Below are 21,428 nucleotides of genomic sequence, written 5' to 3' on the forward strand. Positions count from 1 at the left end.
TCTAGAAACTATGGAACTTGTTACTAAAATTCCTATAACAGTACTCAAAAAATAAAAGCCAGAAACGAGCATGCAGACTCGTTCCTCGGCTTTTTTTGCTAGCTTTTAATTGCTCCCATCATAATGCCTTTCACGAAAAATCGCTGCAGAAACGGATAAATAAGAACAATGGGGAGGGTGGCCACCATCGTTACTGCCATCCGTATGCTTTCACCGGATACCGGAGTCCGTTTCGAGCTGTTTGCTAACTGCTCAGCTTCCGAAACCATAGCCCCCGTCTGGAACTGATTCAAAATCTTGACCAGGATAGCCTGAAGCGTCTTCAACTCCGGCTTATACGTATAAATATACGAATCGTACCAGGAGTTCCAATGCCCGATGCCGATAAATAGTGCGATGGTAGCCAGTACAGGAACACAGAGCGGAAGGACCATCCTGCCGAAAATTTGCAGGTCGTTCGCTCCGTCAATCTTGGCGGATTCCTCCATCTCCGGCGGCAGCTGCTCGATATACGTCCGAACCAATATCATGAGGAATACCCCAATCAGACCGGGGAAAATAAACACCCAGAACGAATCGATCAGTCCCAAAGATTTGATGATCATGTAGGTGGGGATCAATCCTCCGCCGAAATACATGGTGAAGATGAAAAACAGCGTAAATGCTCTCCAAGCAATAAGCTCGCGCTTGCTGAGCGAGTAGGCCATCATGCTGATGACCAGCACGGAGAGCGGAGTTCCGATGATCGTCCGCAGGACAGTCACCTTCACCGAGTTGATCAGCTCCGCATTACGGAATATCGATTCGTAGCTTTCAAACGTGAACTGCCGCGGCCATAAATATAATCCACCGCGTACCGAATCGGTGGCATCATTTAATGATACGACAAGGATATTCCAGAAAGGGTAAAACGTAACGAGAAATATGATGATGAGAAAGAGGTAAATGAACAGATCGAACAGCTTATCCGAAAACGAGTGTATTTTAGGCATTGTTCATCAACTCCTTTAAAATAACGATTGGTTGTTTAATTTTTTGGAAGTGAAATTAACGATTACGACCAGAATGAAGGCGACAACGGAATTGAATAAACCAACAGCCGATGCATAGGAGAACATAGAGCTTTGCAATCCGTATCGGAATGAATAGGTTGACAAAACATCGGAATATCCTTGATTTAAGCCGTTGCCGAGCAAATAATGCTGATCAAAGCCCGCGTTGAGCACGCCTCCAAGAGAAAGAATGAGGAGAATTACGATTGTCGGCTTCAAATGTGGCAGGGTTACATACAAAATCTGCTTGAACCGGCCGGCACCGTCAACTCGGGCTGCCTCGTAAAGTTCCAGGTTGATCGAAGAGATTGCTGCGAGATAAATAATCGCGCTGTACCCCATCTCCTTCCATGTGTTTCCAAGGGCCACAATCCACCAGAAATATTTGCCTTCCTGCAGAAAGAAAATGCTTTTATCTGTCAAATGCAGCCACTGCAGCAGTTTGTTGACAATTCCGTCTGATGAGAGAACAGTTACGATGATATTCGCAGCAATAACCCAGGAAATGAAATGGGGGAGGTAGGAAACCGTTTGAACCGTTCTTTTGAATACGGCTCCTTTAATCTCATTCAGGGCAATAGCAATGATAATTGGTGCGGGAAAGGATATGACCAGCGTGAGTAAAGTGGAAGCTAGCGTATTTCGCATAATAACCAAGAAATCACCGTTGCTGAAAAAATAATGGAACCAATCCATGCCAATGAATTCACTGCGGAACAGATTGCCCCAAAAATTTCCGAGCGAAGGTTTATAATTGACGAAAGCCATATACAATCCAGCCATTGGTAAATAGGCGAAGAAGATTGCCCAAATAACCGCTGGCGCAAGCAGCAGAAGAAGATACCTCTGCTCTATCAACCGAATTTTGAAGCTTTTTTTTGTGACTGTATTTATCTTGCTTAAAGCTTTGACGGCCGTACTCATGTAAGCACCTCGTTCCTTGGTAATGTACAAAATTATACGAGTCACCGATCTCTGGTAGCAATATTACAATGTGAAGAAACATACGGGAAAGCGCCTATCATTGCGCAATAAGACTGCGAGGCACTACTTCGAGCGATATGCCGGTGATATAATGGGAAATTATATTCGGATTATAGGAGAGATGCGGATTGTTGACTATTTTTCTAGTGGAGGACGAATTTATCGAGTTGGATCTTCTCCAGAACCACATCGATTGGGCCAGCATGAACATTAGAGTAGTTGGAGCCGCCAAAAACGGAAAGAAAGCTTGGGAACAAATTCAGCATATACAGCCAGATATCGTGCTTACTGATGTGCGAATGCCGATTATGGACGGGCTCCAGCCGGCGGCCCTCATTCAAGAACGTTTCGATTGGATGAAAATCATATTTTTAAGCGGGCATGATGAATTTATCTATGTAAAGTCGGCCCTTCATGCAGGGGCCGTAGGTTATCTTTTGAAGCCGATTAATCCAATCGAATTGCACGCCGTACTAGCCAAAGTCAAGGAAGAGGTGGAGAAAGTCAATATACTGCGCCGTTCCAGGCAGATACTGATCGAGAAACATATCGAGGATATTTATAAAGCTGCCAATAACGGGAGCGTAGAGCAATCCTGGACAGAGCTCATCCTAATGGATCAGCGGTTTCTTAACGATCATTATGTAACCGCTTTAATCAGTATCGATAACTATTTTGCTTATAAAGAAAGTCCTACAGCGCGCTTGAAAAACATAAATGAAATACCAATGGTTATCCGTTCGCTGCTAGGCAGCTTTTCATTGGAAGGAATTACCTTAAGGGTGGTTGAACATGAATGGCTGCTCACTGTCAAATTTGGTCCCGGCATCGATTACGAGCTATTTTGGCAAGACCTATCCGAGTCCATCCGACGCGAATATGACTGGACAGTGACCATCGGGATTGCTGACACGGTAACTTTGCTGAAGCACGCGCACTCGATGTTCAAGGAAGCGGAGAAAGCGGTGGGGGAACGTTTTTATACCGGACTTGGGAACATTATTCATTCGGGGCAAGTTAAAAATGAGCGCGATGCTGCATTTAACTCCGAAGATGAGATGCTGCTGGGGGGATTGCATTTGTCCGATTTGACGGCGTTCCTAAATGGAATTGACCATTATTTTGATACGTTGGTTCGGATGCACGTAAAAAGAGAAAAAGCTTATGAAGTTTCGATGGACGTATTGAAAGGAATAGCGAGCGTATGTGCGAAATTCGATGATCAGGCAATCAAAGGGATCGGAGGTCTGCATGACTGGAACCGGTCAATCCTGCAAGAGGATTCCATACGAGGGATCAAAGATTTTATTCTGGGGTTGATGGATAAGATCAGCCGCTATCTGGAGAATAAACAGCAGGATCGGCATATGCTGCTGGTGCAGGAAGTGGTAGATATAATTGACAGCGCTTACTTCGAGCCTCTTACGATCGAGCATTTGGCGGAAAAGGTGTACATCTCTCCCAATTATTTGAGGGCTTTATTTAAGGAAAAGAAGGGCTGCACCATTCATGAGTATTTGACAAAGGTCCGTCTTACCATGGCGGTGGAGCTGCTGCGCGACAAATCATTAAAGATTCATGATGTGGCAAGAAAAGTGGGATACGATAACTCGTCTTATTTCAGCTCGTTCTTTTATAAAACGCAAGGAGTCACTCCGAATGAATATCGCAAAAAATTTTTATAGCATCCGCAAAAGAATTCGGCTCAACATGATCAACAGACGATTGCGAAGCAAGCTGTTTATCGTATATCTCTTTGTTACGATACTGCCCATCGCTTTCTTGGTTTTCTATTCCTACCAGACGATTAAAGAACAGCTAACCCGGCAGGCAGTCGAGAACGTAGGAAATACGATTGATCAGGTCAACAACAATATTGAAAATAAGCTCGACATATACGCCCAGAATGCCACATTGATTTACTTGGACACTCAGCTCAGGAATTACTTGCTGAACCACTATGGAAAAAACGATATTTCGGTGCTTGACGCGTACGACTATATTAATCAAACGCTGAATAAGATTCTCGCGATGAACCCTAATCTGCTATCGATTACGATTTATACGGACAATCAAACGCTTCATTCGGACGGGCATTTTGTGAAGCATATGGATGAGGTGCCCGCAAAGCTGGTCACGCAATCGCTGCATGCGGAAGGACATATTACCCACTTTTTCCCCGCCGCAGATGGAACTGTGAAGGATCGTGTGGTGACGCTTACGCGTTCACTGAACTATTTGAGCCTGAACTTTCCTTACGGAATTTTGACTATGGACATATCGGAGAGGGAAATCTTCTCTCTCATCGAGAAAGAGAGCAATAACAAAGCGATTATAGTGGCGGATGAGAACGGAAATATTATTACGTCAGACCTCAAACATGCGAAGTTCCGAAACGCTGCCGAATTGTTAGCCCAAAAGAATGAAAACTCGATCGTCATTCAAAAATCGTTGCACAACGGCTGGAAAACGATTGCAATTCTGCCTTATGAGGAATTGCTGACGCAGGCTCGGGCAGCCTCCGGTAAAATACTGACCATCGCTCTCGCTTGCGTATTCGCTGCCATTGTCCTGATATACGGGACCAGTCAGTTAATGACGAAGCGCTTCGAAATACTGCTCCATCAAATTCGCAAGGTGGAACGCGGAACATTCGATTTAACTTTCCCTCCGATGGGGAATGACGAAGTAGGCCAACTGTCTTTTGCTCTAAAGAAGATGGCGATTAAAATAGAAGATTTAATCAATGACGTGTACAAGAAAGAGGTTATGAAGAATGAAGCGGAGATGAACAGTCTCCAAGCTCAAATAACACCGCATTTTCTCTACAATACACTGGCTTCCATTTCGGCTTTAGCCATTAAACATAATAATGGGCATGTGCATCGGATGGCGGATGATTTGGCGAGGTTTTACCGGATCTCCTTAAGCAAAGGGAAAAAAACGATCACGATTGAACAAGAAATTAAGCTTACCGAGCACTATCTTTCCATACAGGAAACCAGATTCCAAGGCTTATTCCGGGTACATTTTTCCTTGGACCAGTCGCTATTTCAATTTACAACGTTGAAGTTAATCGTGCAGCCTTTTATTGAAAACTGCATTAATCATGCGATTTGGGATGATGACTGCGGCATTACGATTATCATTAAGCTCTTCTCAGATGGAGAGGATTTGTTGTTATCCGTTATTGATGACGGTATGGGGATGCCTCGCGATGTTTATGAACGGATGCTGGAGAAGACGGATCAGCCCTCGGGCTATGGAATTTATAATGTGGACAAGCGTATCAAGCTGGCGTACGGTGAGCGTTACGGCGTGGAGGTGTACAGCAGGCTTGGTATAGGCACTTCTGTGAAGATCCGTATTCCGAAGACGATTATGTATTTATGATAGTCGTTTTCCGTCATGTTTAATAACAAAGTTGTATAGAATCGAGACCGGTCTGGTGTCTACAATAAAGTCTAAGCAAAGCGGTTTCGACGATTGTTGAACTCACTTGCATCCTAATTTCAAGGAGGAACAGATCAGCTATGAGAAAGAAGGGGCATGTCCGATTTACGGGTCTGATTTTTTTATTGATGGCACTGCTTGCAGGCTGCAGCAGCTATGGGGAACCAACAAACGAGGGTACTGGTAATACGCCTGCAGCAGAAGAAGAAGGTGAAGTCGAGGGAAACTCGCCGATCAAATTCACTTTTTTTGACCGTAATGTCGGTGATTCGTTTGATAATCTGGTTGCCCAAAAAATAACCGAGAAGACCGGCGTTTCCTTGGAAATTCAACAGCCGACCGGCAATCCGGCCGAGAAATTAAATCTGATGCTGGCCAGTAACGACCTGCCTGACTTGATGGCGATTTCACGCGGCGATATTCTCGACAAATATATTGCGGCTGGGGCGCTAATCCCGCTCAACGATCTGATTGACCAATATGGACCGAACATTAAGAAAATGTATGGCGATATGCTGAACAAGACCAGGCACACGGACGGTAAGAACTATTACCTTGCCAACTGGTATGGGCTGGAGCAATATCCGGTATTCGGATTTATGATGCGAATGGATGTAATGAAGGAGCTGGGAGCCGGGGATAAAGTGAACAACGGCGAGCCCTTCACCGTTGAAGAGTTTGTTGGACTGCTCAAAAGCTTCAAAGAGAAATATCCGACGATTGACGGTAAGCCTACGATGGCCATGACTTTTAACGGCGAGAACATGGGCGCGATTTCGGGTACGTTCAAAGGCATGTACGGTATTATGCCTTATTATGAAACAGGCGATGAACTGAAGAGCGACGTGAGAGACCCGAAGTATTTGGACATGATCAAATTTATGAATTCCTTGTACACGCAAAACTTTATCGATCCGGAATGGGCAACGATAAAAACACAGCAATATGAACAAAAGATGGCATCGGGCAGCGTATTTGCGACAACGGATGCCTTTTGGAATCTGGGTAAGCCGAATACGATATTAAAAGAGGAAGCAGCGGATCAATCCAAGAAAGACGAAAGCCAATTTTATCCCTATAACGTCGTTGCACCAGGCGTAGATCCGCAGAAAACAACCTTTGGTCCGAAAAACTCGCTCGGATGGGATGGCATCGGAATTACGACAACAAATGCCGATCCGGTCCGTGCTATTAAATTCCTTGATTTCCTAGCAAGTGAGGAAGGTCAATATTTGATGATGTGGGGTATTGAAGGAACGCACTGGGATATGAAGGATGGCAAGCATGTTCCTAGGCCTGAAGTTTTGGAGGGCTTTAAAAAGGATTGGGCGGGTTATTCCACGGAAACCGGCATCCGGAAGTGGACCTGGACAGTCAAGAACGGTCCGGGATCGGATGGGACGCCATATGACTTAGTCGGCCGGTACGAGACGGATGCAGTTGCCAAGCTTGCGATCAAGAATCTAGCAGATTCGTCGTTTGACACGGCTCTTTATGACAACTTTGGCCCAAGCGGCGGCACTCCTGAAGCTATTATGCAAACGAAGGTTGGCGAAACGATTAATAAGTATTTCCCTAGGATGGTAATGGCACCTTCCGAGGCCGAAGCAGTCAAATTATACGACACGATGATGAAGGAATTGGAAACGGCAGGGCTTGCGAAGCTGGAGAAGATTTATACCGATAATTACAACAAGCGTAAAGAGCTTTGGAATTAATATCATAGTATGAGGTGACAGAAGTGCCGATAACCGTTCATGAAGACAAGCATCTATTTGAAATTCAAACCGAGCAGACAACTTATGTGTTCGGAGTGAATGAGAAAGGGATTCTTCAGCATTTGTATTGGGGAGAGACGATTGCGGCGCTTGATTGCGCCCATCGTCTCCGATCTAGGTTCCACAGCTCATTTGATGCCGAAGTGGAACGTGAATGCGAGGAATTTAGTTTCTGGGGCGGAGTCGGGTATTCCGAGCCCAGTCTTAAGGCGCAGTTCTCCGATCAAGTCAGAGATCTCAAATCTGCCCTTCGAAGAGGGGATGCAGGCCTTTGCGGATTATGTTCACGGGAAAGGCTTGAAGGTCGGCGGCTATCAAACGCCGTTCACGATCTATGATGCCTGGCTCGATCTGCCTATTCCGGGGACGGAATATAACCATAGGGATATTTCACTAAAGGATGAGAACGGGCAGCTGATCAGAACGTATTTGGGCACCTATGCGATGGATATTACCCATCCAGCGGCCCAAGTGGCGCTGCGCAGCGCCATACAGAAATATATCGATTGGGGTTTCGACTACCTTAAGCTCGATTTTATTGACATGGGCATGTACGACGGGCAGCGGTACGACCCGGCGGTAAACGGCGTTCAAGCTTATCGAATCGGCATGGGAATTATCCGGGATGCGGTTCTTGCGGCCGATCGCCCGATTTATATTAATGAATCGATAGCGCCTCTGCTGCCTGCATCGTTTGCTCACGGCAGAAGATCGGCATGCGATACGACGATCGGGGTAGAGGGGTATTCCGGCATCGAGCGGCAGGCTTTCAACACAGCCGCCTCGTGGTGGACGAACGGTACGCTGTATGAATACAATGACGCCGACATGATTATTCCGGAAAACTTTTCTCAAGGTTTTTGGTACAAATACAGTCAAAGTGAAGGCAAGCTGCTGGCAACGACTGTTGCGCTGGGCGGGGGACATTGGCTTGCAGGCGACAACTTCCCATTCCTGTCAGAGGAAAGGATGAGCATCCTTGAGAATAAGAAGCTGCTGGAGCTCGTTCGGAAGGGCAAAGCCGCCAAGCCTGTAGGCATGCCAAATGTGTATCATAAAGGGGAACATTCCCCGTCGGTTGTTTATATAACTGATGGCGGCGGCGACGTCATTGTCGGCCTGTCTAATTGGAACGCCAAGGAAGAGAAGCAAATTACGGTCAACCTCTCCGAGCTTGGATTAAATGCGCATGCCAAGCATACGTTAACGGAGCTTTACTCCGGGAAGGTGCTAGGCAAAGTATCCGGACAGCTTACGCACACGCTCCAGCCAAATGGTACGGCCATTATTCAAGTATCAAATGGTGGATCAGGCAAAGACAACGGAGACGCGCTGGTCAATCTCGCCCTCGGCAAACAAGCTGGAGTATCCTCGACCTGGAGCGGTTCGGGATATGAGGCGGACAAACTGACGGACGGCCTTTCATCCACGAGATGGAGCGCAGCCGACGGGCAGCTGAACAATCAATGGGCTGAGATCGATTTTGCCGAAGAGACGTCAGTCAATAGAGTTGTCATTAAAGAACATAAAGGCTCTTATTTTCAGATCGCCGTTTATGCGTTGCAGTATTGGGATGGCACGAAGTACGTTGACATCACAAAAGGGTTTACGGTAGGTGACAATAAAGTCATTCATTTTGAAATCGTATCGACATCAAAAATAAGATTGTTCATGAAGACGAGTTATATTATCCCGTCTATTGAAGAGATTGAGGCTTATTATGTCGAGGGGAATAGCGGTCCAATTATTGACCAGGACAACAGCAATTCGGATTACGCGAGCTATTCGGACATTCGGGCCAAGGTGCAAAGGATGCAGGTGTTCAAGCTGAACGACAGCAGCCTGCCGAAGATCGATCTGTACATTTATGAGAGCGATGTAAATACAGTACCGACGGACGCTTATTACTTCGATATCGTCATGTTGGATGAGCAGGACAACCCGCGGGAGACGATCTTCTCCGCGTCGCTCCCGGCCTATAACATCCCGGGGAGCGTGAGTCCATATTCCATCTATCCGAAGCTGACGAATTTGGATACAAACAAGAAATACGGCTTTATCTTGAAATCACCGAAATCGGTTATGACCGAATCTACGGACAATAACTACGGGTTTGCCTATAACGATATAAATTCTTATCCGGACGGGTATGAGCGGATCTCACTGGACGGTGGCGAGACATGGACTACGGAAAATAACGGAGAGCGCGATTTGATTTTTACTATTTATTCGAACGGTGAGGGCGAGTAGCGCTCACGGAAAAAGGGACGATCGATGAGTCATACACAGCCCCGTCTATACACTGCAGCCGGACGAAAGTGCATCGTACACCATTCAAAGGGAACTCCAAGCCGGTCAGGATGGTGCATCGTGAACCTTTAATTGTGAACATCGAAGCCCCGATGATGACATCATCGGGGCTTGTTATTATATTTGGCTGGCCTGCATCTGGAGCAATATCGGCAAAATAAAAAGTTGGACAAAATGTACGTTATCGGGTCGATGGCGGGGTTGACGAATCTTATTCTGCACAGGCTGTTGCTAGAAAGATAGAGATAATTAAAAACAAAGTATAGCATTTAATTTGAAATAATTTGTATAATGTTATCGTATAATTGGATGTAATTATTAGGATAGCCTTACAGCGGACTGGAATTGCCAAACAAAAAATTGACTCACTATTCTTAATGATGCTAAATTGCTTCGTAATCGTAATATTGTTTCATCTATAGCATGCGCTCTGTCTTCCCCCTCGAAAAGAGCAAATCAAATGAAAGGAGATTGGGAATATGCAAAGCAATGCAGAATCATTCATACCGGATGTCGCGGTCAACACCAAATATGGTGAATTGGAAGGCACAAGAAATTCTGAGTCCTCGACTATCAGTTGGCTTGGCATACCGTATGCAAAGCCGCCCGTAGGTGCACTTCGCTGGAAAGCGCCGGAAAATCCGGAGCACTGGACTGGCAAGTACCAAGCCGATCAATATGGACAAAGCTGTATTCAAACGGTTAATGGTAAAATTGAGGGAAGCGAGGACTGTTTATATTTGAATATTTGGCGGCCGGACCTAGCAAACTCAAAGCTTCCGGTCTTCGTATTTGCTCATGGTGGTGGCAATGTGGGCGGATCAGGAAAGGATTTTGTGGGAGACCGATTAGCCCGTTCGATGAACAGCGTCGTCATCACCGTAAATTATCGACTGGGTGCAATGGGATTTTTTCGCCATCCTTCCCTTCAATCGGGCAACCCCTTAGATGACTCTGGGAACTACGGACTGCTCGACATTATTCAATCCTTGAAATGGGTACAGGATCATATTTCGCATTTTGGTGGTGATCCCGGTAAGGTGACGTTGGCGGGGCAATCAGCTGGCGCGCGTAATGTAATGGCTGCCATCATTTCTCCAGTGGGTAAGGGGCTGTTTCACAAGGCAGTCTCTCTGAGCGGCGGCATGACGACTTCCGATCCACAAGCGGGAGAGAAGAAAGCTAATGAAATTCTAGTGAAACTCGTTATTGAAGACGGAATAGCTGATACGGTAGACGAAGCTCGTCTCTGGATCAATGAGCAAAAGAAAGAGGAGCTTGCAGCTTATTTACGGCAAATAAAACCCGAAAAAATGGTAACCTCTATCACAGATCCTGCTATCCAGATGGCGCCATTTCCCCACTTATTCAGAGATGGAGCGGTAATACCCCATGAAGGCTTTGAGCGTATCGAAATGGGTGACTATAATAAGGTTCCGATGATTTTGGGCAGCGATCAGACGGAATTTTCGGGATTCGCCGCTGGCGATACATACTTTGGCAAGTCTCTGGATGACGGCAGCCTATTCTCGGATAATAAAAAAAGGAGACGATATCAAAAAGCTGTGGAGTATGGAAGCGAATTATATGCTGGGTTTAATGTGGAACGCACTGCTGAGAAGCTGACTGCTCAAGAGGATCAGCCCGCGATATATGGTTACCGGTTCGCATGGGGCACTAGGCAAGGCGTCACTTCGCCTAGAGTGCAAATGCTGTTTGGTGCAGCACATGGTGCCGACTTGGATTTCTATACCGGATACTCTATAGGACTTGCGGAATTACTCGGTAAAGATTATTACAATGAAGAAAACAAAGCTGGCCGTCAGGAACTTTCAGCTGCAATGGTTCAATATATGAAATATTTTGTTTATACCGGTAATCCCAATAGTCAGCAGAACAAGGAATGGAAACCTTGGACGCAAGGTGTAGAGCGTGTTCTTATGTTTGATGGAGAGAAGGACCGTGCAATTATTGAAATGTCAAATGAATACTTGACTAGAGATGCCACGATAAATCGCATGGAAAGCGAACTTAGCAAGGAAGAATCTGATTTCATAAAACAAAACATGTTCAACGGTCGATTTTTCTGGGAATGAGCCTGATTACTAGCCGTGTTACGATCAGTGCTGATAACGCGCCAAATATGATAAAGAAGCCGCTTATTGCGGCTTTTTTCATTTTAACGATATAGGTTCTTGTCAAAATCAGTGACAATACCCTATAAGCGCGGAGAAGAATAAAGCTCGATGATGTTTACGCAATCCCACAGATAGAAAATCCACCGAAAAAGGCAGCCAACCAGCATAAACGGTGTGTCGTTGAAGGACAAAAAAGCAGTTAGAAGAAAACCTCTAACTGCTTTTTTAAAAAGCTATATCGAAAAATAACTTAGCGTAAAGTTTTTAAAGCTCCACTCCATGCAATTACTTGATCTAGCATACCATTAACGTTGGTAAGATGCAGCTCAGCTGGCTTGAAAACAGTGCCGTTTTCAAAGTCAGTGAATAAAGAAAGTGCAGGATGGACTCGTGCATCAGCTACAGACAATTCACCTAAAATTCCTCTTAAATGTTCAGCTGCACGTGCACCACCAACAGAACCATAACTTACAATGCCTGCAGCTTTATTGTTCCAAGCTTCACGTGCGTAATCAAGTGCATTTTTCAAAGCAGCAGTTATGCTATGGTTGTATTCTGCTACAATGAATACAAAACCATCTAAACTAGAGAGCTTTGTATTCCAAGTGGTTGCTTGTTGAGTAGCATCCGCTTCCCCTAGGAGAGGTAGTTTGTAGTCTGCGATGTCTACAATCTCATAATTAGCATCCCCACGTTTATCAGCAATGTTTTTGACCCATGCTCCTACCTGTGGGCTGACCCGACCTTCACGAGTACTTCCTAAAACAATTCCTATATTTAATTTAGACACTTTTTTCCTCCTCTGAAAAATATGAATTGACTTGTTACTACACTTCTTAGTATTTCTTAGGGGAAAGCAATTATTCAAATCAATTGCAAATTGTTGTAAAAATGAAACTGCCTGCCTGATTTGAAATATATCAATTGACAGGAGAAATAGTTTGATCGACTAGCAAAAATATGAATTCCATGTACGTGATTTACGAGAAGGGGACAGATGTTACATGACAAAAAAGAGTAAGTCTGAAAGTAAGAACCCGTCACGACCATAAAAACGAGGACCCCGCGAATGATATCGCAGAGTCCTCTTAAAGTGGGAAGCGGTTTATTTCAATAATACACTACTAATGCTAAGTCTTACTCAAAAAGTATCGAAGCAGAAATCTCGAACTTTTTATCCTTCTTCGTGTTTTCATGGTGAATCAGCAACCTTTCGGAAATTAAATTGAATTCCGTTTCGCTGTTTTTCAGTACCACTTCCCACTTATCGTATGTTTACCCTTTTCCACATGTTTTGAATCAATAAGGGTAGGGCTACCTCATGGCAGCCCTTTTTTGCTTTTGGAAAAAGAGAGTCAGTTAGACCAACCAATCGCCACTGGGATATACAATTCCTTCAATTCCAATGAATTATCGGAATTGTGCATTCGTTGGAGGATGTTTCAATTGAGCGGCTTCTTCACTAGGGTTATGATGACCGTGACTATAAACAGAGGGGGCGGGAGAGATGATATAGACGCGGAACCATTTTAAGCATTGCATAAGGAAATGGTTAGAGACAGTTTGTCAAATAACTTTTTGAAAGCGATTACATCATTAATAACTTTGCGGAGGTGCAAGATGAAGAGGCTTTTGGCACAAATTGTTTGTATTGTTCTGTGTTTTTCTTTATTCCCGCTCCAGAGTCCCACAGTAAAAGCGGCAAGTCCCGTACTGCCGGCATTTCCAGGAGCAGAAGGTTTCGGATATGCTTCGTTAGGGGGGCGTGGCGGAGAGGTTTATCATGTCACCAGCTATGAGCTTACAGGTCCAGGAACATTCTATGATGCGCTCACGACAGTGGGGGATACGCCTCGCACCATCGTATTTGACATATCGGGAGAAATTACTACCCCACAGATTATATTAAAAAATAAATCCAATATTACCATAGCGGGGCAGACTGCGCCGGGGGACGGCGTAACCATCCGCTCTAACAATATTCGGTTCTATGATTGCAGCGATATCATTATTAGGTATTTGACTTTTCGAATGGGTGAGCTAAGCGTTAAAGATGATGCGATGTATTTCGAAGACTGCCAGAATGTGATCATCGATCACTCTTCGTTTTCATGGGCGACGGATGAAGTCTTGTCCATCAAAAGCAAGGATTACGATAATCCTAGGTCCAAAAACATAACGGTTCAGTGGTCGATTATATCGGAGGCTCTTCTTTCCCATTCTATGGGTGGTCTGATTGAAATGAATACCATCACCATGCATCATAATCTCTATGCTCATAATAACGACAGAAATCCCAAAACGAAAGGGCAGATGGACTTCGTCAACAATGTCGTATACAACTGGGGCCAATTTCCTTATGTTGCTGGCGGTGAATCCGGTACCAAAGGGTTCGGTAATGTCGTCGGGAATTATTTTATTGCAGGGATCAACTCCGTAGACCCAGAGTACGCAGTTGTGCGCGGAAACGAGAACTACAAGCTGTATCTCCATAACAATCGTATCGACAGCAATAAAAACGGTATTCTGGACGGTACAGATACGGGTGCAGGCATGATGGAGACTGACAGGCCTAGTATTATGGTTCCAGAGCGGTTTGAATATCCCCTCGTCCATACGGAATTACCCGAAGCTGCATACGACCATGTTTTGAGCCATTCCGGGTCGTCACTGGCAAGGGATGCGGTTGATCAGCGGATTGTGGATGATGTAAGGAATCAGACCGGAGCGATTATTGGACATGAGAATGATGTAGGCGGATACCCTGTATTGAAAAAAGAAACAGCCACAGCCGATACGGACCGGGACGGCATGCCCGACGCCTGGGAACTAGCAAAAGGATTGAATCAGAATGATTCGAGTGACGGAAACGGTGACAGCAATGGAGATGGCTATACCCATCTGGAAGATTATTTGAACGAGCTGGCGATTTCCGGATTCCCTGCGAATTATCCCTTAACTCCGGCAGTATGGTCCGGACCGCCGTTCATACCGCCGGTAGAACCGAAACCAACGCCAGTTCCAACGCCAATAGCCAGTATGGACGGGAAATGGGTCAGAAATGTCGTAATTAACGACAATAGTAAAAACGGAGGCGTAAATGCGTCCAAATGGTCGGTTCAGCAAAATTTTCAGCCGGGAGACGTGGAGTACGGAGATAGATCGACCGGCTCCAAAATCTACAAGCTCGTAACCATACCGGATGCGCTGATAGGCATGGAATGGATTAGGGCGGCGATGGAATCTAGAAGCGCTACTAGCAGTGACTTGCTTTCCTTCTATTTGGCTGCCGATGCAGACGTATATGTGGTTTACGATACGAGGATTCCTGAGCTTCCTTCATGGTTATCGGCCTATGAGGATTCGGGGGAGACTATTGCTGATGATCAACCGGTGCTGTACCGGCTATACAAAAAGCAATATTCTGCAGGGTCTTTGGTAACGATGGGGGGGAATGGAAGCACTTCGAAAGGCAGCTATTATGTTATCCTGAAGCCGACAAACCCGCAAACTGAACCTCCAGCCGAGGGTCCATCCGGGTTTACGGCAGCTTTCGCATCAGGCGATTCTGTTTCGCTTAATTGGTCGCCAGCGAGTGACGCGGCTTCTTATCTCATTTATCGTTCCTCTTCTATAAATGAAGTTTTTAAAGCAGTTGCCAGCACCACAACGGCAGCTTATGAGGATGCTGCCATCATTAAAGGGATTACCTATCAATATAAAGTATCAGCCTTGAATGCCGGAGGTGAATCTCCATACTCCGCTTTTGCGGAAGCGGTTACTTTTGATCCCGCGCAGCCGGTACCGCCTATGCCTACAGGGTTAACCGTTTCAATGGCAAAGAGCATGAGCGTGGGGCTTGGCTGGACAGCGGTGGACGGCGCCACAAGCTACAATATATACAGGTCTGCAGCACCTGAAGGCTCATACCAAAAGGTAGGCAGTTCGTTAACGGCTGAATACACCGATAAGACGGTGAGTCCTTCCTCTGCCTATTTCTATAAGGTATCGACGATAGGGATTGGAGGCGAGTCAGAGAAGTCAAGCAGCGTTAGTGCCGCTACTAATCAGCCCGTGCTTCTTCCACAAGTACCTTCTGGCATTTTAGCAGGTACAGCTACGACATCCGCTTTCGAAATGAAATGGAATCCGGTAGACGGGGCAGAACGTTACAACCTTTATAGAAAAGGGAATAGCGAAAATGGTTATGCCCTGATAGGCAGCACCGAGTCGGCCGACTTCATCGACGACGGCATTACTGTGACGGAGACAGGCTACAGCTACAAGGTAACGGCAGTAAACGAAATGGGAGAGTCGGCTCAGAGCGATGCTCTTACTATTGCAGTGCCCGTGCCCTCAGCCTCTTCCGATCTGATCACGGGTTTGGTGGGCGAATCATTCGTTGGGCTTATCTGGGCAGCCCATGGCGATGCAACCCAATACAATATTTATAGGGAATCCGTTGGCGAGAGTGTCTACAATCCCGGCTCTGCCAAGGTAGGGGCATATTATGACCGCACGGTAATGCCCGGTGTCGATTACACCTATTACATCGTAGCCCAAAACGCCAGCGGAGAATCAGAAAAATCCAATACCGTGAAGGTTAGAACATTGGGTACGCCCGCAGTACCGGATAACTCCGGCAAGCCTGAAGAGGGACCCTCCAAACCGGTCTTAGTTCCCAACACGGGAGAGGCTAACATTATGCTGACTTTGAAGGACATTACAGCTGCTTTTGAAAAGGTATCCATGGACAAAGACGGGTATAAGATCATCACAGTCGATATCCCAAAGGTAGAAGGAGCAAAGGTCTATACGGCAGTACTTCCGGCCGAATATCTTACCCTTAACGATACATTCCGGAAAATAGAAATAAAAACAGCGCTAGGAACAATGATCATCCCGGCGGGTATGCTCTCGGGCGCTAATGTCTCAGCGAAAGAAGTCGGAATAAGCATCGGTACTAGGGAAATTACGGATCTTCCTGCGCAGGTAAAGAACAAACTCGGCCATAGCCCAGTTATCAGTCTGAATGTAATGGCCGACGGTCAAAAATTAGAATTCAACAATCCAGAGAAACCCGTAATCGTATCTGTGCCATTCAAACCGACCGCCGAGGAACTGATGAGTCCGGAACATATTACGGCATGGTTTATAGACGGACAGGGAAATCCTCAGCCAGTACCAAGTGGAAGGTATGATGCGGCAGCAGAAATGGTCACATTCGCAACCAACCGTGCGGGGTCATTCGCGGTAGTGTCTGTTTTTAAAACCTTTGACGATTTGGAACAATACGCATGGGCAAAAAATTCGGTAAACGTCTTGGCATCCAAAGGCATTATCAATGGAACCGGAGAGAATACGTTCGAACCCGCTGCCGCTGTTACCAGGGCAGACTTTATCTTATTATTGATTAAAACTCTTGGCTTAACGGCCAAAGCCGATTCGAATTTTGCTGATCTGAATAAAGCAGCCTATTACTATGAAGAAGTTGGTATAGCTAAAGCGCTTGGCCTTGCGAAAGGAAAAGGCGGAAATCGCTTTAATCCGGATGAGCCGATAACAAGACAGGATATGATCGTATTGACCGCAAGAGCTATGGCAATAGCGAAGAAACTAAATGCAACTGAAAAGGATAACAGCCTGGATCGTTTTGCTGATCGGGAAGATGTTGCAGACTATGCAGCAGTAGAATTAGCGAAGATGGTTGAAGAAGGCCTTATTCAGGGAAGCGGCGGTATGATTTATCCACTTGCGAATACGACCAGAGCGGAAGCCGCAGTCCTGCTTTACAGCGTATACAATAAGTAAGAAGGTAACCTGCTTACAAGCTAGAAAATAGGGTAGGGATAGCTTTCTATCCGAGAAGACTGCCGAGAAAACCTCGGCAGTCTTCTTTTGATTCCGGCAAGCATAGGTACGCTGAGGAAAGTCGCAAAGCGTCAACAAACCAATCCGCCACAGCATCAACAAATCCGCTGAAGCCTTGTTGCTACGGCTTTTTTTGATGCCGGAAGAAGAGAATCCGAACAGCGGGGCAGCCGCATTTGTTCATCAACTTATCGCGGTTTGAGTGCGCTATTCGACCAATTTGGACGAGATCGCGGATTTGTGTGTGCCATGTTGAATTGATCAATTGTTTAAGCTGCACTTGAACAGGTAAGATGGCGGTACAAGAAGCGAAGGAGGTTCACGATGGCAAATACGCAAGATCATTTGGAGCCTGGCTCCACTCGCGTATCGATTGGGAGATTCAACTTGAAGGAGAATCGTTATCTCGTTAATATGCGAAAGTATTGGATGCTCTACGTCATGGTACTGCCTGGCATCATCTATTATCTCGTGTTTAAATATTTACCGCTGGCAGGCAGCGTGATCGCGTTTCAAGACTATCAGATTTTTAAAGGCATGCTTTCAAGCTCGTGGGTTGGACTCGATAACTTCAAATTTATTTTCACGTACGAGGACTTTTATTTAGTATTAAGGAATACGGCGATAATCGCCCTTTATCAACTTGTTTTTGGGTTCCCTGCACCGATCATCTTAGCTCTACTCTTTAATGAAGTCAGGTTGATGCTTGCCAAAAGGGTCATGCAAAGTTTATTCTATCTTCCGCATTTTCTGTCCTGGGTAGTCGTAGGGGGCATCGTATTCGAACTGCTGTCGAGTCAAGGCGTCTTCAATATGATACGAGGGTGGTTCGGGCAGGAAACGATTCTGTTCATGCAGGAACAGCAATATTTTCGAGCTATCGTCGTCATCTCTGGCATTTGGAAGGATGTGGGCTGGGGAACGATTATCTACTTGGCTGCGATCGCAGGCATTAATCCAAGCTTATATGAAGCGGCTGTCATGGACGGGGCAAACCGTTGGAAGCAGACGACCCATATAACGCTGCCTACCATGTTCCCAACCATACTGGTACTGTTTCTATTGAATATTGGGAATTTCTTGGAGCTTGGCTTTGATCAGATTTATAATTTATTGACGCCGATGACGTATTCGGTCGGTGATATCATCGAGACGTACGTATACCGGGCTGGCGTGCTGCAAGGACAGTACAGCGTCACGACAGCGATCGGATTATTCCAATCGGTCATCGGCTTTGTGCTATTGTGGATATTTAACCGCATGGCTCGAAAAACAGAACAGGGGTTGTGGTGATGAGAAAAACGACAGGAGACCAACTATTCCAGTTTTTCAATTATGCGTTTCTAATCGCTGCGGCTGCCACGATGCTGCTGCCGCTCCTTCAGCTGCTGGCCGTCTCGTTCAGCTCGCCGATAGCGGCGGATTCTAAGCAGGTGTTCCTGTTCCCTGTTGAATTCACGGCGGCTTCCTGGGCGCACATTTTGCAAAATGAGGGACTATGGAGGTCGTTCGGTATTACCGTTTATATAACGGTGGCTGGGACTTTTCTGAGCATGCTGTTCTCGGTGCTGACGGCTTATCCGTTATCGCATAACCAATTTCTCATCCGCAAGCCGATCATGCTCGGTATTATCATTACCATGATTTTCAATGCGCCGATGATCCCGTTTTTTCTAACGGTGCGCGAGCTGGGCATGATGAACTCGCTTTGGTCACTCATTTTGCCTGGGGTGATCGGTACGTTCAACATGATCATTATCCGTACCTTCTTTACAGGTATCCCGAAAGAACTTGATGATTCCGCACGGATCGACGGCTGCAATGAGGCCGGAATCTTATTCCGAATTTATTTGCCGCTCTCGAAGCCGGTGATGGCAACCGTAAGCCTGTTTTATGCGGTAGGCTATTGGAATACCTTTCAACGGGCGGTGCTGTTCATCCGCGATCCGGAGAAATGGCCGCTTCAAACGAAGCTTCGCGCGTATTTGACCTCGCCAGAGGAGCTTGCCGCAGTGAATCTGGTTCTAGGTGACTACGATTTCAATACGACAACATTGAAAGCGGCTACAATTTTATTCGCAACGATTCCGATCGTTCTCGTATATCCTTATTTGCAAAAATATTTTGTGAAAGGCTCTATGCTTGGCTCCTTGAAAGAATAAATGGTCTTTTGGCGGAAGAAAAGAGGTATGAGGCCGAATCGCCGGCTTGATATATAGTATTCATACATTTAAAGGGGGACTAAACACATGATGAAACATGTAATTGGAAAGTCGGCTAAAGTATCCGCTTTGGCATCGCTGCTGGTCGTTTCGATTCTCTCCGGCTGCACGGGCAATGGAGAGAAGCCTGCAGCTTCCGTGAATGACGCGGAGAAGAACAAGCCCGTATCGGTGAAAGTATTCAAAAGCCATATGGGCGTAGGAACCATTCCGGGCAAAGATAATGAGCATGTGAAATATGTGGAGGAGAAGACGGGTGTCGTATACGAACTGATGACGACGGCACCAGGCTCGGAGCCGACGGAATTTCTGAATCTGATGATTGCCTCCGATGACCTCCCTGACATTCTCCGCCCGATTGGCGGCATCGAGCAGACGTTAATCAAGCAAGGCGGCGCTTTGGCGCTCGATGAATTGCTGCCTAAGTACGCGCCTAATGTTTGGAAGAACATTCCTGAAGAAGCGTGGGATATCGTACGCTCGGCTTCCCCGGATGGCCATATTTACTATGTGCCTAAAGTGTTTCTCGTACCCGAGCGGGCACCGATGATCCGTCAGGACTGGCTTGACAAGGTGGGGCTGTCTGTGCCGAAAACAACAGAGGAATATACGGAGGTTCTGCGGGCATTCCGGGACAAGGACCCGAATGGCAATGGCAAAGCGGATGAGCTGCCTACCTCGGGGCGCGAGTTTGGCAAATGGATGGACCATCTGTTCGGCATGTATGGTGTTGCGATGTGGGAAGGCGTACCGGAATGGGATATCTATGAAGGAGAGATTCAATACGCCGGCGTTACGGAAAATATGAAGTCTGCTATCGCATATATTCGAGAGTTATACGAAGAGAAGCTGTTAGACAATGAGACGTTCCTGAACAAAGGAGATGTTTGGCAGGCCAAAATCAACAATAACTTGGTCGGAAGCTGGTACCACCTTCCAGCCAACCTCCGCGACCGCTATACTGCGATGCTCAAAGGAGCACCGGATGCTTATGTTGTCGGCATGCCGGTACCTAAGGCTGAAGGTTTTGAAGGATTTGTCACGCAGAAGAGCATGGGCGAGCCGGAGTGGATGATCCCGACTGCCGCAAAGGATAAAGCCGAATACTCTCTTAAGCTGCTTGATTTCTTCTATGACCAAAGCAACGATGAATTTATTCGCTTTGGCATCGAGGGGCAGCAGCATGAAGTCGTAAATGGCAAGAAGGTCATATTGCCTCCAGAGGACAGCCGCCCGATCGCGCTTGGTATGCGCAATCTGACGACCAAGGAAGACATGGATGTACGAATCAAGGAGACGATCCCGGAAGACATGCAGAAGATGGTTCAGGATGTCTTCGCGGTCAGCACGTCCGATGCGCGTCGAATCGCCGGTGACGGATTGCCGAATACGGTGTACGAAGGTTTCCCGGATATTCAATCGCATAAGCTTTTCCAAGAATATTTGACGAAAATCGTTATCGGCGAATGGCCGTTAGAGAAATTTGACGAGTTCGTAGACCGTTGGAATAAAGCCGGAGGCGAAGCCGTCACCAAGCGCGTCCAAGAATGGTATGCCAAAGTGAAGGAATAAGCGGTATGCGGGAGTAATCATGATCTCGTAAATGCAAGAAAGGATTGG

Annotated in this window: 12 protein-coding genes and 1 pseudogene; 10 read left to right on the forward strand and 3 right to left on the reverse strand. The window is 46.2% G+C overall.

Features of this window, described 5'->3' with window-relative positions:
* Window positions 1–98: 98 nt before the first annotated feature.
* Both HI950_RS04420 and HI950_RS04425 read right to left on the reverse strand, forming a co-directional pair.
* Window positions 99–992 (reverse strand): carbohydrate ABC transporter permease, encoded by an 894-nt coding sequence (locus HI950_RS04420; RefSeq protein ID WP_169081405.1) that lies wholly within the window; start codon window positions 990–992, stop codon window positions 99–101.
* Window positions 993–1,007: 15 nt separating this feature from the next.
* Window positions 1,008–1,976, reverse strand: coding sequence for an ABC transporter permease (locus HI950_RS04425; RefSeq protein WP_169081404.1), 969 nt, complete (start codon window positions 1,974–1,976; stop codon window positions 1,008–1,010).
* Between the two features lie 188 nt (window positions 1,977–2,164).
* On the opposite strand from HI950_RS04425, the gene HI950_RS04430 reads away from it, so the two are divergent.
* From HI950_RS04430 to HI950_RS04455, 6 genes and pseudogenes are all read left to right on the forward strand, one after another.
* On the forward strand, window positions 2,165–3,721 hold the full coding sequence (locus tag HI950_RS04430) for a response regulator transcription factor (RefSeq protein WP_169081403.1): 1,557 nt from the start codon (window positions 2,165–2,167) through the stop codon (window positions 3,719–3,721).
* Entirely contained in the window at window positions 3,696–5,429 is a 1,734-nt protein-coding gene (locus tag HI950_RS04435) for a cache domain-containing sensor histidine kinase (RefSeq protein WP_169081402.1), read from the forward strand. The genes HI950_RS04430 and HI950_RS04435 overlap by 26 nt, the downstream gene beginning before the upstream one ends.
* A 140-nt stretch (window positions 5,430–5,569) precedes the next feature.
* A complete protein-coding gene (locus HI950_RS04440) occupies window positions 5,570–7,207 on the forward strand; it encodes an ABC transporter substrate-binding protein (protein WP_223285088.1) in 1,638 nt (545 codons plus the stop codon).
* Window positions 7,208–7,348: 141 nt separating this feature from the next.
* Entirely contained in the window at window positions 7,349–9,517 is a 2,169-nt protein-coding gene (locus HI950_RS04445; RefSeq protein ID WP_223285089.1) for a discoidin domain-containing protein, read from the forward strand.
* A gap of 233 nt (window positions 9,518–9,750) precedes the next feature.
* Window positions 9,751–9,843, forward strand: a pseudogene (locus HI950_RS36925) (hypothetical protein); the annotation flags it as partial.
* A gap of 213 nt (window positions 9,844–10,056) precedes the next feature.
* A complete protein-coding gene (locus HI950_RS04455; RefSeq protein WP_169081400.1) occupies window positions 10,057–11,673 on the forward strand; it encodes a carboxylesterase/lipase family protein in 1,617 nt (538 codons plus the stop codon).
* A gap of 292 nt (window positions 11,674–11,965) precedes the next feature.
* Here HI950_RS04455 and HI950_RS04460 read toward each other — a convergent pair whose 3' ends face one another.
* Window positions 11,966–12,505 carry an NADPH-dependent FMN reductase gene (locus tag HI950_RS04460; protein WP_169081399.1) on the reverse strand — a complete coding sequence of 180 codons (540 nt, stop codon included), beginning with the start codon at window positions 12,503–12,505 and terminating at the stop codon, window positions 11,966–11,968.
* Window positions 12,506–13,335: 830 nt separating this feature from the next.
* Between HI950_RS04460 and HI950_RS04465 the strand changes: the two genes are divergently transcribed.
* The 4 genes from HI950_RS04465 to HI950_RS04480 all read left to right on the forward strand — a co-directional run bounded on the left by HI950_RS04465 (window position 13,336) and on the right by HI950_RS04480 (window position 21,380).
* Entirely contained in the window at window positions 13,336–17,526 is a 4,191-nt protein-coding gene (locus tag HI950_RS04465; protein ID WP_169081398.1) for an S-layer homology domain-containing protein, read from the forward strand.
* A gap of 474 nt (window positions 17,527–18,000) precedes the next feature.
* Window positions 18,001–18,879 carry an ABC transporter permease gene (locus HI950_RS04470; protein WP_223285132.1) on the forward strand — a complete coding sequence of 293 codons (879 nt, stop codon included), beginning with the start codon at window positions 18,001–18,003 and terminating at the stop codon, window positions 18,877–18,879.
* Window positions 18,879–19,748, forward strand: a complete 870-nt coding sequence (locus HI950_RS04475) for a carbohydrate ABC transporter permease (RefSeq protein ID WP_169081396.1) — start codon at window positions 18,879–18,881, stop codon at window positions 19,746–19,748. Before HI950_RS04470 ends, HI950_RS04475 begins: the two co-directional genes overlap by 1 nt.
* A gap of 87 nt (window positions 19,749–19,835) precedes the next feature.
* A complete protein-coding gene (locus HI950_RS04480; protein ID WP_411268058.1) occupies window positions 19,836–21,380 on the forward strand; it encodes an extracellular solute-binding protein in 1,545 nt (514 codons plus the stop codon).
* Window positions 21,381–21,428: the final 48 nt, after the last annotated feature.

The sequence above is a fragment of the Paenibacillus sp. PL91 genome (assembly GCF_012935325.2).
Taxonomy (GTDB): Bacteria; Bacillota; Bacilli; order Paenibacillales; family Paenibacillaceae; genus Pristimantibacillus.